The organism is Achromobacter sp. 1011811831, assembly GCF_059760905.1.
Genome location: NZ_JCBANG010000002.1, coordinates 22346 through 38009 on the forward strand (window position 1 = coordinate 22346; position 15664 = coordinate 38009).

Sequence of the window (15664 nt, forward strand, 5' to 3'; positions counted from 1 at the left end):
TCCTGGGCGGCGCGCACGCGTCGCCGTGGTGCTGCTGTCGTTATGGAGTTCGGGGCACAGATTGGATTATTGGGGGCGAACCGGTTCCGCGCCAAGCGCGAATTCCAGGACCTCGGGCATCCAGCGGGCGAAGTCGGACAGGCCATGGTCGCTGCCCTGCACGATGCGCTGGCGGCACCCCGCGTAGCGGTCGCGCATTTCGCGCCAGTCCAGCACTTCGTCTCCCGTGGCTGCCACCAGGAAGTAGCGCTCGGGCCGGGTGATGGCGGGCGCGTGGATAGCAGCCAGCTCGTCCACGTATTCCGGCAGGAAAACGAAGGGTTCGTCCGAATGATACATGCGGTGCTCGCCCACCTGGGTGGCCAGATCGCGCGGGGCCTCGACGGCTGGATTGAGCAGCACGGCCTTGCAGCCCAGTTGCTCTGCCAGCCAGGTGGCGTAAAAGCCGCCCAGCGATGAGCCGATGACCGTCAGCGCGCGCGGATCGGGCGCGCCGTCCAGCTGGCGGCGGGCGATATCCATGGCCAGGGCGATGGCCTGGCGCGGGCTGGCGGGCAATTGGGGGCAGGCCCAGGCGCCGGCCAGGCCGCGTTCGGCCATGGCATCGGCCATCAGGCGGGACTTGAACGAGGTCGGCGACGAACGGAAGCCGTGCAGATAGAGGATCGAACTGCTCATCGCGTCGTCCTTGCGCGCCTCAAGCGCGTCGCTCCAGCGCGTCCAGCAGCTTGCCGTGGATGCCGCCGAAGCCGCCGTTGCTCATGACCAGCACATGGTCGCCGGGGCGGGCGGCCTGGACCACCGCGTCCACCAGCGCGTCGATGTCGTCGCGATGGCTGGCGCGCGCGCCCAGCGGCGCCAGCACTTCGGCCGGGTCCCAGCCCAGCGCGTGCTTGCCGGACTTGGCGCCGAAGCAGAACACCAGGTCGGCGCCGGCCAGCGCGTCGGGCAGGCGGGCGGCCATGGTGCCGAGTTTCATGGTGTTGGAGCGGGGTTCCAGCACGGCCAGGATGCGGGCCTGCCCGACCTGGCGGCGCAGGCCGGCGATGGTGGTGGCGATGGCGGTGGGATGGTGCGCGAAGTCGTCATAGACCTTCACGCCCTGGACCGTGCCGCGCAGCTCCATGCGGCGCTTGACGCCGCCGAAGCGGCTCAGCGCCTCGATGCCCTGGGCTGCCGGCACGCCGGCATGTTCGGCGGCGGCCAGCGCGGCCAGCGCGTTCATGCGGTTGTGCTCGCCGCCGAGCGACCAGCGCACCGTGCCGAGGTCCTGGCCATCGCGGCGGACGAGGAAGGCGCCGTCGGCGTCGGGTTCGGACGCCTGCCAGCGGCCATCGTCGCCGAACGTGACCGTTTCCGACCAGCAGCCGCGCGCTAGCACTCGGTCCAGCGCGTCGGAATGCGTCGGGCGCAGGATGCGGCCCGAGCCGGGAATGGTGCGGACCAGGTGATGGAATTGGGTTTCGATCGCGGCCAGATCGGGAAAGATGTCGGCGTGATCGTATTCGAGGTTGTTCAGTATCGCGGTGCGGGGGCGGTAGTGCACGAACTTCGAGCGCTTGTCGAAGAAGGCCGTGTCGTACTCGTCCGCCTCGATCACGAAATGCCCCTGCGTGGGGCTGTACCGGGCCGAGACGTGCAGGTCGGGCGCCACGCCGCCGATCAGGAAGTTGGGCGCCAGGCCCGCCGCTTCCAGGATCCAGGTCAGCATGGAACTGGTGGTGGTCTTGCCATGGGTGCCGGCCACCGCCAGCACGTGGGCGCCGGGCAGGATGTTGTCGCCCAGCCATTGCGGGCCGGAGACATAGCGCGCGCCCGATTCCAGGATGGCTTCCATCAGCGGGTTGCCGCGGCTGACCACGTTGCCGATCACGTACAGGTCGGGCTTGAGCGCCAGTTGCTCGGGACCGAAACCCTCGATCAGCTCGATGCCCTGTTCGGCCAGCTGCGTGCTCATGGGCGGATAGACGCCCGCGTCGCAGCCGGTGACCTTGTGTCCGGCGGCGCGCGCGATCAGCGCCAGCCCGCCCATGAACGTACCGCAGATGCCAAGAATATGCAGATGCATTGAAAAACTCTCCTGTGCTGCATTGTATATATAGAGGCGAGGCAGGCTGCTCTGCATGGCGGCGCACCGGACTGTGCCGGCGCAAGGCGCAAACCGGCGGCAGCGGTTATGATCGCGCCATGAATCGACGTCTCATTCTTTCCGCCGGCGTGGCCGCCGCCGCCACCGCGGCCGGCGTGTTCACCTGGCTGGGCCGCGGCAAGTCCCAGGCGCCGCAGGCGCCCCAGGCTGCCGACGCGCAGGTCGATCCCGTTGCCTCGCTGATGGCTCTGCGCCTGCCCGACCTGAGTGGCGCCTCGCATTCGCTGGATGGCTGGAAGGGCCAGCCCATGCTGGTGAATTTCTGGGCGACCTGGTGCGCGCCTTGCGTCAAGGAGATGCCCGAGCTCGACGCCCTGCAGAAAAAATATCCGAAAGTGCGCTTTGTCGGTATCGGCGTTGATTCGGCGGCGAATATGCAGAAATTTGTCGAGAAAGTGCAGGTTTCGTACCCGCTGTGGGTATTGGGCGCCGGTGGCATCGACGTGCTGCGCAAGCTGGGCAACCCTAGCGGCGGCTTGCCTTTTACGGTTGTTTTCAATGCAGATGGTGGAATTAACCGGAAGATCCTGGGTGAAATTCAGCCCCAGGATCTGGATCAGACACTGGCCGGTTTGAAGGCGTAAGTCTGTTGGACAAATGGTGGGAATTGGCGTAAAAAGCTGGTTTATCGGCTGTTTTGCCAACAAATCAAGATTGGCAATCCACTCATTGGCAAGCGCATGGCGCAAAACATACTGGTATTGCATGGCCCGAATCTGAACCTGCTAGGCACCCGGGAACCTCATATCTACGGCAGTCTGACGCTGCAGCAGATCAATGAAAACCTGGAACGGCTTGCAGGGGAACTGGGCGCCACGCTCACGGCGTGGCAGAGCAATCACGAGGGCGCACTGGTCGATCGCATCCAGGCGGCGCGGCAAGACGGCACGGACTTCATCATCATCAACGCGGCGGCATACACGCATACCAGCGTCGCTGTTCGCGATGCGCTGGCCGGGGTCGCGATCCCATTTATTGAAGTACATTTGTCCAACCTGTATAAGCGGGAGCCCTTCAGGCATCACTCGTATCTGTCCGATCTGGCGGTAGGCCTCATCAGCGGCCTGGGCGCGGACGGTTACGAAGCGGCCCTGCGCTACGCGGTGCGGCACTGATCTCGCTCCAACTCATCGCTTTTACATCTTAAACGGCGCGGTCCCGACGCAGGGACGTTGCCGACACTATTTCGGGAAGCAGCTTCTATGGACCTTCGAAAACTCAAAACCCTGATCGACCTGGTGGCTGAATCGGGCATCGCCGAGCTGGAAATCACCGAAGGCGAAGGCAAGGTTCGCATCGTCAAGTTCTCGCAGACCCTGCAGCCGGTCGCGTACCACCAGCCCGAAGCCGGCGTGGCCGCCGCGCCGGTGGCCGCGCCCGCTCCCGCCGCCGCCGCCGCGCCCGCCGCGCCGGCGCCGGCCGCGATCCAGGGCCACGTGGTCAAGGCGCCGATGGTCGGCACGTTCTACCGCTCGCCGAATCCGGGCGCCGCGCCGTTCATCGACGTCGGCCAGAGCGTCAAGGAAGGCGATCCCCTCTGCATCATTGAAGCCATGAAGCTGCTCAATGAGATCGAAGCCGACAAGTCCGGCGTGATCAAGGAAATCCTGGTCGAGAACGGCGAACCCGTCGAGTACGGCCAGCCTCTGTTCGTCATTGGCTGATAGCTGATATGTTCGAAAAAATCCTGATCGCCAACCGGGGCGAGATCGCCCTGCGCATTCAGCGCGCTTGCCGCGAGCTGGGCATCAAGACCGTGGTGGTGCACTCCGAGGCCGACCGCGAAGCCAAGTATGTGCGCCTGGCCGATGAGTCCGTGTGCATCGGGCCCGCGCCCTCGCGTGAAAGCTACCTGAACATGCCGGCCATCATCTCGGCCGCCGAAGTCACCGATTCCGAGGCGATTCACCCCGGCTACGGCTTCCTGTCGGAAAACGCCGATTTCGCCGATCGCGTCGAGAAAAGCGGCTTCGTGTTCATCGGTCCGCGTCCCGACACCATTCGCCTGATGGGCGACAAGGTCAGCGCCAAGCGCGCCATGATCGAGGCCGGTGTGCCGGTGGTGCCCGGTTCCGAGGGTGCGTTGCCCGACGATCCGCAGGAAATCGTGCGCATTGGGCGCGAAGTCGGCTACCCGGTCATCATCAAGGCCGCGGGCGGCGGCGGTGGCCGCGGCATGCGGGTGGTGTACACGGAAGCCGCGCTGCTGAACGCCGTCACGATGACGCGTTCCGAGGCGGGCGCCGCGTTCAACAACCCCGAAGTCTATATGGAGAAGTTCCTGGAGAATCCGCGCCACGTGGAAATCCAGGTGCTGGCCGACGGCGGCCGCAACGCGGTCTGGCTGGGCGAGCGCGATTGCTCCATGCAGCGCCGCCACCAGAAGGTCATCGAGGAAGCGCCGGCCCCCGGCATCGCGCGCCGCCTGATCGAGCGCATCGGCGACCGCTGCGCCGACGCCTGCCGCAAGATGGGCTATCGCGGCGCGGGCACGTTCGAGTTCCTGTATGAAAACGGCGAGTTCTATTTCATCGAAATGAACACCCGCATCCAGGTCGAGCATCCCGTCACGGAGCTGATCACGGGCGTGGACCTGGTCCAGCAGCAGATCCTGATCGCCGCCGGCGAGAAGTTCACGCTGCGCCAGCGCGACATCGGCTTCAAGGGTCATGCGATCGAATGCCGCATCAACGCGGAAGATCCGTTCCGCTTCGTGCCCAGCCCTGGCCGCATCACCAACTGGCATACGCCGGGCGGTCCTGGCGTGCGTATCGATTCGCATGCGTTCAATGGCTATTTCGTGCCGCCGAACTATGATTCCATGATCGCCAAGGTCATTACCTACGGCGATACCCGGGACCAGGCGCTGGCCCGCATGCGCACGGCCCTGTCGGAAATGGTGGTGGAAGGCATTTCGACCAACATCCCGCTGCATCGCGAGCTGCTGCAGGATTCCCGCTTCATCGAAGGCGGCACCAGCATCCACTATCTGGAAAACAAGCTGGCCCAGCGGCCCTGATCCGCTTTTTCCGGGGCCGCGAGGCCCCTTTTGTGTTTTTACGGTCGAACGGGCCGCGGCGCATGCCGCGGCCCGTCGTCCAGATGGAAGAATCTCATGCGTGAACTCGTGCTCCATTGCCTGGAAGCCCAGGCCGAAGCCCTGTCCGACGCGCTGCTGGAAGCCGGCGTGCTGTCGGTGTCGGTCGAGGACGCCGATTTCGGCACTGACGACGAGCGCCCGTTGTTCGGCGAACCGGGCACCGAGCCCGACGTACAGGCCTGGGACCGCAACCGCGTCGTGGCCCTGCTGCCCGATGGCGCCGATCCCGCCCAGATCATGGCCGAGGCGGCCGAGGCCGGCGAACTGGACCCCGCGCTGTTCCAGGACTGGAGCCTGCGTGACGTGCCGGATGCCGACTGGGTGCGACTGACGCAATCGCAGTTCGGCCCCATCCAGGTCGCCGAGCGGCTGTGGATCGTGCCCAGCTGGCACCGCGACAATCCGGACGTGCCGGGACTGGACCTGGATGCCGCCGACGGCGCCATCCACATCGAACTCGATCCGGGCCTGGCTTTCGGCACCGGCAGCCATCCCACGACCCACCTGTGCCTGGCCTGGCTCGAGGCCGAGCTGCCGGCCGGCGCGACGCTGTTGGACTACGGCTGCGGCTCGGGCATCCTGGCCATCGCCGCGCGCAAGCTGGGCGCGGGGCCGACCCAGGCGGTGGACATCGATCCGCAAGCCGTGCAGAGCACCGTGTTCAACGCCCAGGTCAACGGCGTCGAGCTGGATGCCATGCTGCCTGACGGCCTGAAAGACGGCACGTTCCAGGTCGTGGTCGCCAATATCCTGTCGAACCCGCTGAAGGTGCTGGCGCCCATGCTGGCCGGCCGCGTCGCGCCCGGCGGGCAACTGGTGCTCTCGGGCGTGCTGGAACGTCAGGCCGAGGAAGTCGCCGCTGCCTATGCGCCATGGATCGCCATGTCGGTCTGGCGCGCGCGCGACGGCTGGGTCTGCCTGCACGGCCGCAAGGCTTGAACGCATAACAGCCGCGCAACGCCATGGCTTTGACCACCCGCTGCCCGCATTGCGGTACCGCCTTCAAGGTGGTGCCGGATCAGTTGCGGATCCGCAATGGGCTGGTGCGTTGCGGCGCCTGCTCCACGGTGTTCGACGGCCGGGCCAGCCTGGTGCAGCCTGCGGACGTTTCCGGATGGCAGGCCGAGACGCCGATTGCCGTGCCGGCCGCAACTCCAGTCCGCGTCGTCGAGCCGGCCCATGCGGTTCCTCCCTTGGTCCGGCCCGAGACCCCACCTGCCCGGACTTCCGAGCCGGTGCCTCCCTGGGAAGATGAGCCCGCCGTATCGCAATCCCTGGCGCGGTCTTGGGAGCCGCCGCCATCCGCGACGCCGCCCGCCGTGCTGCGCAGCCGCGAACAGATCCGCCGACAGGCAGAGGACAAGGACGCGCGCGCGGACGAACTGGATGACGATGAGCTGCTGGACGATGAACTGCATGATGACGAATCGCAGGGCGACGAACCGCGGGGCGGCCATCGCCATGGCGAGGACGAGCATGATGATGCGAACGACTGGCACGACCATGCTGATGAGCGCCACCCGGACTCGCGTCCTGTGGCGCCACGATTCGAGAAGCGTCGCGGCGAGGCGTTCGTAGCCGACGACCGGCGCGGCGAGCCGTCGCTGTCCTGGAGCGCGCCGGCGCGCGCCGAGGCGGTGCGTGAACCGGCGCTGCGGGCGCGCGAAGGGGACGATGACGCCTTCGACGACGACCGCGACCGTGTCGATGAAGACGCCAAGGACTTTGAAGACGCCGACGGCGACGCGCTTCCGGATGGCGCGCCGGTGCTGGGCGAGTCCCGCACCCGCTATTCCAGCGCCACCGACGTGGGACGCGCTCCGCCGGAATTCCTGGATCAGGACCGGCAGGCGCGCCGGGGCCTGCTGCGCAGGCTCTGGGGCTATGGATGCCTGCTGGGCCTGATCGCGCTCGGCCTGCAACTGCTCTATGCCTATCGCGTGGATATCGCCAATTCCGTGCCCGCGCTGCGTCCGGCGCTGGAAGCAGCCTGCCGCTCCATGGGCTGCACGGTGGGCTACGCGCGCCGCCTGGAGCGCATCGCGATTTCAGCCTCGTCGCTGCAGCCGCCGCCGGGCGCCGCGGCCATCGATGACGGCCGCAGCCGCCTGGTGCTGAACCTGATGCTGCGCAACCGCTACGACAAGCCGCAGCATTGGCCCGCGCTGGTGCTGGACCTGACCGACTTGTCGGATACCGTGGTCGTGCGCAAGGTGCTGCGGCCCGAGGACTACCTGACGCCGGAGCAGTTGCGCGGCCCCTTCGGCCCGGCCGGCGAGCTCAAGATCTCGGTGCCCATCGAAGTGGCGGGCGTCCAGGTCAACGGCTATCAGCTCGACAAATTCTTTCCCTAAATTTTTCTTCAAGGATGACAGGCATGACGAATTCGGTCCTGGTCTGCGGTTCGATGGCTTTCGACACCATCGCGGTATTCGAGGGGCGCTTCAAGGAGCACATCCTTGCTGACCGCATCCATTCGCTGAGCGTCTCGTTCCTGGTGCCCAGCATGCGCAAGGAATACGGCGGCTGCTCGGGCAACATCGCCTACAGCATGCAGCTGCTGGGCGGCAAGCCCGTGCCGGTCGCCACCGTCGGCGAGGATGCCGGCGAATATCTGGAGCGGCTGCAGGGCCTGGGCATCGACGTCAGCCGAATCAAGACCATTCCCGATACCTTCACCGCCCAGTGCTTCATCACGACCGATCTGGACGACAATCAGATCACCGCGTTCCACCCCGGCGCCATGGCTTTTGCCGCGCAGAACGACGTGACCGGCGCCACGGCCGCCTGGGCCATCGTCGCGCCCGACGCGAAGGAAGGCATGTTCGCCCACGCGGAACGGCTGAACAAGAGCGGTATTCCGTTCATCTTCGACCTGGGCCAGGCCATGCCCCTGTTCGACCGCGACGACCTGGAGCGCATGCTCAAGATGGCGCAGGCGCTGACGGTCAATGATTACGAGGCCAGCGTGGTGGAACAGCGCACCGGCCGCAGCATCGAGGACATCGCGCGCGACCTGATCGCGGTGGTCGTCACCCGCGGCGCCGAGGGCGCCACGCTGTATACCGAAGGCAAGACGACCCAGATCGCGCCCGTGCGCGCGGCCCAGGTCGTGGACCCCACCGGCTGCGGCGATTCGCAGCGCGGCGGCCTGCTCTACGGCCTGACCTGCGGCTGGAGCTGGGAAGACAGCTGCCGCCTGGGCAATGTCATGGGCGCCCTCAAGATCGCTTCGCGCGGTCCGCAGAACTATGCGCCGTCGCGCGCCGAGATCGACACGGTGCTGCATGCCACCTACGGCATTCATTTGCCTGCCTGAATCCCTGGGCAGGGCGGGGAACCGGCGCCCTTGGCGCCGGTCGAAATGGACGATCGCGTTTCACTGTGTTGCAGGCTGCTCCATCACCCTTTTCGGGCTGGGGTATGATCAAAATTCGTCGGCGATGCCCGATCGAGGAGTCCAAATGAACCAAACCAAATCCATTTCCCTGGTCTCGCCGCGCGCCGGCCGCTGGCTGGCCGTCGCCGCCGTCGTCACGTCGATGGCCGTGCTGGGTGGCTGCGCCAACCGCAGCGCCTCCAGCGGCGTGTACAGCTATGACCAGGCCCAGCGCGAGCAGATCGTCCGCACGGGCACGGTCACCGGCGTGCGTCCCATCGTGATCCAGAACGACAAGTCCAGCGGCGCAGGCATGCTGGCTGGCGGCGCGCTGGGCGGCGTCGCGGGCAACGCGGTCGGCGGCGGCACGGGCCGCACCATTGCCACGGTTGGCGGCGCCATCCTGGGCGCGCTGGCGGGCAACGCCATCGAGAACTCGGTTGGCAAGTCGTCCGGCTACGAAATCACGGTGCGCCTGGACAACGGCGAAACCCGCGTCGTGGCCCAGGAAGCCGATGTGCCCATCAGCGTTGGCCAACGCGTCCAGGTGATCAGCGGGGCAGGCCCCACGCGCGTCACCCCGATGTAAATCGTCGTCGCCAGAGAAAAGCCCGCGCAAGCGGGCTTTTTTCATTGGCGCGGGCCGCGACAGCAATGCCGCCGGAACGCCGCGGCGTCGTGCTGGGCGCCGCTGGCGCCGGATTCCTCTCGCTGGCTGTCGTTCCGCCGCAACGCGGTGCACCGTGATTACCCTCGAAATGCCGTGCTTTTTGTGCTTTCCCATGATTTCGGCCGGAAGTTTCATGGCGATTCAACGGTTGAAGTGCCATGATTCGCCTGCCACGCCGACAAGGGCCGGAACGATGTTGTAACGGCTTGCATCGGCGCCACCCGGGAAGCCGGTCGGCATCGTCAGTTGATTTTCAGGTTTTTTCTGTAAACTCGCCGTCCTGTATCTCGGGGCGGGGGATGTTGTGCCTTTCGAGGCGACATAACGCTGCACTATCTATGCATACCGAGCAAGAACTCCACACCAAGATCGGCGAGATCGTCGAGTCGATCGTCCTCAAGAAAGTCACTCCCGACACGCAGTTGATCGCTACCGGCCTGGTGGATTCGCTCGCCGCCGTGGACATCACGCTGGCTGTCGAATCCGAGTACGGCTGCAGCATACCGGCTCCGGAAATCGCGGAGCATCTACAGTCGGTTCGCACGCTTGCCGGCTATGTCGCTGCCCATACTGCGTAATTCCCGGCTGCTGTCGCACGTCGCGGCCGCCACCACGGCGGTTGCGCTGGCCATCGGCGCGTACCTGGGCGCGGACGACGTGCTCAGCCGTATCGTCCTGCCGGTCGCCGCGCCCGCCGCGGACAAGAGCAACTACCTGCCCAATCTGGGGCCGGATTGGGGCACCCAGCACGTCAACCTGAACCGCCTGGGCAATGCGCTCAGCGATGGCACGCTGGTGGTGCTGGGCTCGTCCGAGCTGTCCAGCCACGATTTGCGCTTCGTGCCGTACCGTTTCTTTCCCGAAGAGTTGAAGGTGCCGACGCTGGCCTATGGCCACGCCATGTTCCAGTCCTATGGCATGGTCAGCGTGCTGGAGTCCGTGGCCGATTCGCTCACGCCGAACACGCGCCTGGTCATCATGGTGTCGCCCGCCTGGTTCGCTTCCGGCGGGCAATTGCCGCGCAGCGCCTTTGCCGAGCACGTCACGGGGCCGGTCTGGAACCGCCTTTGGGACAAGCCCAGCACGCGCGAGCAGATGCAGACCTGGATCAGCGACAACGCGAACTGGGGCCTGCTCTGGCTCATCGCGAACGGCCAGGTGGCCGAGCTGAAGGACAAGGTCTCGTTGTGGTGGAACGCGCGCCAGGAACCCGCGCCGGACAAGCCGCGCAGCAAGCTGTCCGTGCCGGCGCACCGCTACGTGGTCTGGCCCTCGGCGGCCCGCCTGAACGCGGGGCACTGGAGCCGCCTTACCCAGGAGGCGCGCGAAGTCGAGCACAAGCTGGGCGGCAATAATCCCTACGATGTGCGCGACGACTACTACAAGCAGTACCTGGCATCCCTGTATTCGCCGGCGCGCAACGAATTCGCCAATGTCGACCCGCTTACCCGCACCGAACTGGGTGACCTGTCGCGCCTGATGGCGCTGCTGCAAAAGCGCAAGGTCAAGGCGTACTTCGTGATCCAGCCGTTCAATCCCAAGCTCATCCTGGACATGGAGCGTTTCGATCCGGTGGTGGCCGCCATCACCGGCATGTGCACGCGCTACCAGATGGGCTGCCTGGACCTCTACAGCATTCCCTTCGAACCCGGCATGGTGCGCGACGACATGCACCTGGCTGAGCTGGGTTGGGCTCTCGCCGATCAGGGCATTGCGGAGTATTTTTCCCGATGAAGCAATTTTTCTGCAGGGCATTCGCCAAGCCGGATGATGCAGCGTCCCCGGACCGGGACGCCGGCAAGGGTTGGGGCCGGCGGTTCCTGTGGCACCTGTGCCTGTACCTTGGCGTGATCCTGGTATTCGTGCTCCAGGCCCAGCCCACCACGGGCAGCGGCGGACCGATCAAGGTCGAATTCCAGTACCAGCAATTCTGAGCGCGGCCCCAGCATGGAATTGTTCGCAAGCTTGAGTTTCTTTGGTGGCGCCCTGTTCGGCGGGTTGGGCCTGTTGGCCTATCGCGCCTTCGGCATGCCGTTGCGCATCGGCTATCGCCACATCATCGGCGCGATCTGCCTGGCGGTGTGGATGGCGGTGTTCTGGCACCGGCCCTGGCAGCCGCTGGCGCTGCTGGCCATCTCCGGCGCCGCGCTGTGGGCGGTGCGCCGCAAGTACATTCCGACCTGGCTCGCGGTCGTCATCACGATGACGCCCCTGCTGCTGGTCAAGACCGGTGCATCGCACCTGGCGGCGATGCTGGGCCTGTCCTTCGCGACCTTCCGCGCCATCGACGTGCTGCTGTTCGCGCCGCGCAACGAGCGCATCTCGCTGCTGGACTACTGCATCTACGTGTTTTTCCCGCTGACGCTGCTGGCCGGCCCCATGTACCGCTGGCGCAACTTCCAGGCTGACCTGAAGCGCGGCTATGAAGGCGTGAGCCTGAATACCTGGCTCTCGGGCCTGGAACTGATCATGGTCGGCGTGATCCAGAAGTTCGGCCTGGCCGAGCTGATCTGGCGCTACGGCCTGTCGACGCTGGACGCGCACGATTACTCGTTCACCGGTGTGGCGCTCAATGCCTCGCTGTACAGCGCCTACCTGTTCTTCGATTTCGCCGGCTATTCGACGATGGCGATCGGCATCGGCATGCTGTTCGGCTTCAACCTGCCGATCAACTTCCGCAATCCGCTGGCCACGCTGAACCCGCAGGATTTCTGGCGGCGCTGGCACATCAGCCTGTCCGAATGGCTGCGCGATGTGGTGTTCATGCCGATCTACAAGGCGCTGAGCAAGACCGCGTTCTTCGGGCGGCACCGGATGGCGGCGCAGAACATCGGCATCTTCGCCACGCTGCTGGCCATGGGCGTGTGGAACGGCCTGTCGCTGCACTACATCGTCAGCGGCCTGATGTTCGGCGCCTATTCGGTGGGCCACAACCTGCTGGTCAATGCCGCCCGCACGCGGCCGGGGTTGCAGGCCACGCTGGCCCGGCCCGTCATGCGTTTCGCGGGGCGCGTGTTCACCCTGATCCTGGCCGCGCTGGCGCTGTACGTGTTCAGCGGCCGCAGCCCGATCTGATCCATTTTCATACGCCGGGAGCATCGGCATGCGTTTCGACCTGAAATCCTTCGACTTCGTGGAATGCGAGCGCGCGCCCGATGCGCTGGCGGTGGCCGCGGCCGACCGGAACCTGAGCTGGGCGCAGCTGCGCGCCGAGGCGCTGGCCTGGGCCGACGCCGCGCGTGCGCATGGCGCGGCGCCGGATGTGCCGGTGGCCATCTATGGCCACAAGCAGGCTTCGTTCTTCGTGGCCATGGTCGGCGCGCTGCTGGTCGGCGCGCCGTTCGTGCCGGTCGACACGATCTATCCGCCCGAGCGCCTGCGCCGCATCGTCGAGATCGTGCGGCCGGCGGCGGTTTTCGATGCGGCCGCTGGCCGTTTTGAACCCGGCCACGGCGCGCCGCTGGCCGAACGCGGCCTGGCCTACGTCATGTTCACTTCGGGCAGCACCGGCGATCCGAAGGGCGTGCAGATCGGGCGCGAGAGCGTGGGCCTGCTGGGCGACTGGATGCTGGGCAGCTTCGGACTGGGCGATGCGCCGGTGTTCATGAACCAGGCGCCGTTCAGCTTCGACCTGTCGATGTACGAAGTCTTCGCCACGCTGGCATCCGGCGGCGCCTGCGTACTGAACTCGCGCGAACTGATCGCGACGCCCGCCGCGTGGATCGCCAGGCTGGCCGAACAAGGCATCACGGTGTGGGTATCGACGCCGTCCTTCGCGCATCAGCAGCTGGCCAACCGGGATTTCTCGCCCGCGACGCTGCCGACCTTGCGCACGTTTCTATTTTGCGGCGAACCCTTGCCGGCCGCCCTGGCCAAAAAGTTGCGCCAGCGTTTCCCGGATGCGGCCATCCTGAATACCTATGGTCCGACCGAGGCCACTGTCGCCACGACCTGGATCCAGATCACGGACGCGGTGCTGGCGCGGCACGATCCGCTGCCGGTCGGCCACGCCAAGCCGGATTGCGAGCTGCTGGTGACGGACGGCGAGATCTGCATCGTCGGCGACCATGTCATGCGCGGCTATCTGAACCGCGCGGACCTGAACGAGCAGAAGCTCTTCGTCCACGCCGACGGCCGCCGGGGCTTTCGCACCGGCGATCTGGGCCAGATGGAAGAGGGCGGCCTGCTGTTCTGCCGCGGCCGCATGGACGACCAGATCAAGCTCAACGGCTATCGCATCGAACTGGCGGAAATCGACGAGGCGCTGCACGGGCTGCCCGGCGCGGAGGGCGGCGCCTGCGCCGTGCTGCGCCGTCCGGATGGCACGGCGGTACGCCTGATCGGCTTCGTCACGGGCGCGGCGGTGGCAGGCGAGCAGCCCGCCTTCCTGGACGCGCAGGCGCTATCGAACTGGAAAGACCTGCTGGCGCAACGCCTGCCGCCCTACATGGTGCCGTCCGAGCTGGTAGCCTGCCCGGCCCTGCCCATGTCGAACAACCACAAGATCGACCGCAAGAAGCTGATCGATATCTACGCCGGGATACCCGCGTAGGGGCAGCGTGGCCGCATGCGCTGGTGAGCGTGGCGCTAGACATGCCGTCAGCTCGTCGGGGATCGATTGATATGGGCGGCTTGATGTGGGCGCCGAGCAGCTGGCACTGAGGCGATCCACATTGCTTCTACGCCGTCGTCTCTCCTTGAGAACACACCTTCCCAAGCAGCACTGCCTCCCCAAGCCGGGCAGCGCGGATCCGGCTCCGCCGGTCCGCAGCTGCGCCCCTGGGGGAAGGCGCGCAGCGCCTCGGGGGGGCCTTCTACACCCCCATCAGCGAATAACTGAGGCGGGCCAGGACCATCAGCACGATCTGCGCGACCACCAGCAGGACCAGCGGCGAGAAATCGATCGAGCTGCGCGGCAGGATGCGGCGGATGGGATCGAGCAGCGGCGCGGTCAGGGTCGAGAGCAGCGGCATCAGCGGCGCCATGGGGTTGACCCAGGACAGCACGGCCTGGATCAGTGTCAGCCAGACGACCAGGTTGAGCGCCCACTTGATCGCCATGATCAGGGCCGAGCCCATGGCGGCGGGCAGCAGGGCGACGGGGATCAGCGCGCCGATGGCCACCAGCCAGATCAGCACCAGGTAGACCAGCGCCGACAGCCAGGTCGCCACCAGGCTGGTCCAGTCGATCTTGTTGCCGGCGGGAATGATCTTGCGCAGCGGCAGCACGAGCCAGTTGGTGGCTTGGTAGATCGCGCGCGCCAGCGGATTGAACGGCGGCAGCCGGATCGCGTGCATCCATGCCCGGGCGATCAAGGCGGCGCCGAATAGCGTGAAGACGATTTCGAGCAGGAAGCGAAGGATTTCACCGAGCATGGGTGGGATCTACCAGAAAAAGACGGATTCCATTGTCGCACGGGCAGATGAAAAAATACCTCCGCGTGGCGACGGTCAGGGCCAGGGATGATCCGGCTTGGGCGGCGGCGCCCAATGAAAAAGCCGCCTGGCCAGGCCAGGCGGCTTCAGTACCGCTAGACGGCTGAGTCCGGATTAGGGACGGCCACCGGTCGGGAAGGGCCACGACGCGGCGGGGTTCAGCGCGGTCTTCGCACCCGGGGCGGCAGCCGTGGACGGCGGCGTGGCGGGCTTCTTCGGAGCGGCTTTCTTCGCAGCGGGCTTCTTGGCAGCCGGGGCCTTCTTGGCAGCCGGGGCAGCCTTCTTGGCTACGGCCTTCTTGGCAGCAGGAGCCTTCTTGGCAGCGGCCTTCTTGGCAGCCGGCTTCTTGGCGACGGCCTTCTTGGCTACCGCCTTCTTGGCGACGACCTTCTTGGCTACCGCTTTCTTGGCGACGGCCTTTTTGGCGACGGCCTTCTTGGCTGCGGGCTTCTTGGCCGCGACCTTCTTGGCGACGGCCTTCTTGGCTACCGCTTTCTTGGCGACCTTCTTGGCTGCCGGCTTCTTGGCGGCGACCTTCTTGACTGCCGGCTTCTTGGCGGCAACCTTCTTCACCGCCGGCTTCTTGGCGGCGACCTTCTTCACTGCAACCTTCTTGGCGGCAGCTTTCTTGGCCGGGGCGGCCTTCTTCGCTACTGCCTTCTTGGCGGCGGGCTTCTTCACCGCTTTCTTTACGGCTTTCTTGGCTGTTGCCATGGTCATGCTCCTTAGGTTCAGGGGTCCCAGAACTTAAACCCGTGCCCCGACCCGCCAACAAAGCGGACCGTGCCCGGGCTATTCATCGGCGCATGCCGCTGTTCTGTGCGAGCAACAGCTACTACGGTTTGCGCTAATGAATTCGGCACAGCCATTTGATATGGCCCCCGCTCCTTTGGCGCGAGCCATTTCAAATGGCGCCGGCAGGTCAGCCTGA

Annotated in this window: 17 protein-coding genes; 13 read left to right on the forward strand and 4 right to left on the reverse strand. The window is 66.0% G+C overall.

Annotated elements, in window-relative coordinates; genetic code table 11:
• Nucleotides 1-66: 66 nt before the first annotated feature.
• Together AC6LJ9_RS01030 and mpl are read right to left on the reverse strand one after the other, a co-directional pair.
• Nucleotides 67-678 (reverse strand): YqiA/YcfP family alpha/beta fold hydrolase, encoded by a 612-nt coding sequence (locus AC6LJ9_RS01030; RefSeq protein ID WP_498146156.1) that lies wholly within the window; start codon nucleotides 676-678, stop codon nucleotides 67-69.
• Between the two features lie 19 nt (nucleotides 679-697).
• Nucleotides 698-2068, reverse strand: coding sequence for a UDP-N-acetylmuramate:L-alanyl-gamma-D-glutamyl-meso-diaminopimelate ligase (mpl, locus tag AC6LJ9_RS01035; protein WP_498146157.1), 1371 nt, complete (start codon nucleotides 2066-2068; stop codon nucleotides 698-700).
• A 119-nt stretch (nucleotides 2069-2187) separates the two neighbouring features.
• Here mpl and AC6LJ9_RS01040 point away from each other — a divergent pair, with 119 nt between their 5' ends.
• The 13 genes from AC6LJ9_RS01040 to AC6LJ9_RS01100 all read left to right on the forward strand — a co-directional run bounded on the left by AC6LJ9_RS01040 (nucleotide 2188) and on the right by AC6LJ9_RS01100 (nucleotide 13850).
• On the forward strand, nucleotides 2188-2733 hold the full coding sequence (locus tag AC6LJ9_RS01040) for a TlpA family protein disulfide reductase (RefSeq protein ID WP_498146158.1): 546 nt from the start codon (nucleotides 2188-2190) through the stop codon (nucleotides 2731-2733).
• A 96-nt stretch (nucleotides 2734-2829) separates the two neighbouring features.
• The gene (aroQ, locus tag AC6LJ9_RS01045; protein ID WP_103272344.1) at nucleotides 2830-3264 is read left to right on the forward strand and encodes a type II 3-dehydroquinate dehydratase; all 435 of its coding nucleotides are present in this window, start codon (nucleotides 2830-2832) and stop codon (nucleotides 3262-3264) included.
• An 87-nt stretch (nucleotides 3265-3351) separates the two neighbouring features.
• Complete coding sequence (accB, locus tag AC6LJ9_RS01050) at nucleotides 3352-3813, forward strand: acetyl-CoA carboxylase biotin carboxyl carrier protein (protein WP_498146159.1); 462 nt, start codon at nucleotides 3352-3354, stop codon at nucleotides 3811-3813.
• Between the two features lie 8 nt (nucleotides 3814-3821).
• Nucleotides 3822-5168: an acetyl-CoA carboxylase biotin carboxylase subunit gene (gene accC, locus AC6LJ9_RS01055; RefSeq protein ID WP_212316860.1), complete on the forward strand. Its 1347-nt coding sequence runs from the start codon at nucleotides 3822-3824 to the stop codon at nucleotides 5166-5168.
• 96 nt (nucleotides 5169-5264) lie between these two features.
• Entirely contained in the window at nucleotides 5265-6188 is a 924-nt protein-coding gene (gene prmA / locus AC6LJ9_RS01060) for a 50S ribosomal protein L11 methyltransferase (RefSeq protein ID WP_103272347.1), read from the forward strand.
• A gap of 23 nt (nucleotides 6189-6211) precedes the next feature.
• Complete coding sequence (locus AC6LJ9_RS01065; protein ID WP_498146160.1) at nucleotides 6212-7603, forward strand: DUF3426 domain-containing protein; 1392 nt, start codon at nucleotides 6212-6214, stop codon at nucleotides 7601-7603.
• Between the two features lie 23 nt (nucleotides 7604-7626).
• Nucleotides 7627-8568, forward strand: a complete 942-nt coding sequence (locus AC6LJ9_RS01070; RefSeq protein WP_498146161.1) for a carbohydrate kinase family protein — start codon at nucleotides 7627-7629, stop codon at nucleotides 8566-8568.
• A 145-nt stretch (nucleotides 8569-8713) separates the two neighbouring features.
• The gene (locus AC6LJ9_RS01075; protein ID WP_212316854.1) at nucleotides 8714-9217 is read left to right on the forward strand and encodes an outer membrane lipoprotein; all 504 of its coding nucleotides are present in this window, start codon (nucleotides 8714-8716) and stop codon (nucleotides 9215-9217) included.
• Nucleotides 9218-9636: 419 nt separating this feature from the next.
• Complete coding sequence (locus AC6LJ9_RS01080) at nucleotides 9637-9876, forward strand: acyl carrier protein (RefSeq protein ID WP_212316852.1); 240 nt, start codon at nucleotides 9637-9639, stop codon at nucleotides 9874-9876.
• Nucleotides 9854-11032, forward strand: a complete 1179-nt coding sequence (locus AC6LJ9_RS01085; protein WP_212316850.1) for a D-alanyl-lipoteichoic acid biosynthesis protein DltD — start codon at nucleotides 9854-9856, stop codon at nucleotides 11030-11032. Before AC6LJ9_RS01080 ends, AC6LJ9_RS01085 begins: the two co-directional genes overlap by 23 nt.
• Nucleotides 11029-11232 carry a hypothetical protein gene (locus AC6LJ9_RS01090; RefSeq protein ID WP_212316878.1) on the forward strand — a complete coding sequence of 68 codons (204 nt, stop codon included), beginning with the start codon at nucleotides 11029-11031 and terminating at the stop codon, nucleotides 11230-11232. Before AC6LJ9_RS01085 ends, AC6LJ9_RS01090 begins: the two co-directional genes overlap by 4 nt.
• Before the next feature lie 13 nt (nucleotides 11233-11245).
• Nucleotides 11246-12373 (forward strand): MBOAT family O-acyltransferase, encoded by a 1128-nt coding sequence (locus tag AC6LJ9_RS01095; RefSeq protein WP_498146162.1) that lies wholly within the window; start codon nucleotides 11246-11248, stop codon nucleotides 12371-12373.
• A gap of 28 nt (nucleotides 12374-12401) precedes the next feature.
• Nucleotides 12402-13850 (forward strand): D-alanine--poly(phosphoribitol) ligase, encoded by a 1449-nt coding sequence (locus AC6LJ9_RS01100; RefSeq protein ID WP_498146163.1) that lies wholly within the window; start codon nucleotides 12402-12404, stop codon nucleotides 13848-13850.
• 262 nt (nucleotides 13851-14112) lie between these two features.
• On the opposite strand, the gene AC6LJ9_RS01105 is transcribed toward AC6LJ9_RS01100, so the two are convergent.
• Together AC6LJ9_RS01105 and AC6LJ9_RS01110 are read right to left on the reverse strand one after the other, a co-directional pair.
• Nucleotides 14113-14673, reverse strand: a complete 561-nt coding sequence (locus tag AC6LJ9_RS01105; RefSeq protein WP_212316844.1) for a YggT family protein — start codon at nucleotides 14671-14673, stop codon at nucleotides 14113-14115.
• Nucleotides 14674-14847: 174 nt separating this feature from the next.
• A complete protein-coding gene (locus AC6LJ9_RS01110) occupies nucleotides 14848-15447 on the reverse strand; it encodes a histone H1-like DNA-binding protein (protein WP_498146164.1) in 600 nt (199 codons plus the stop codon).
• Nucleotides 15448-15664: the final 217 nt, after the last annotated feature.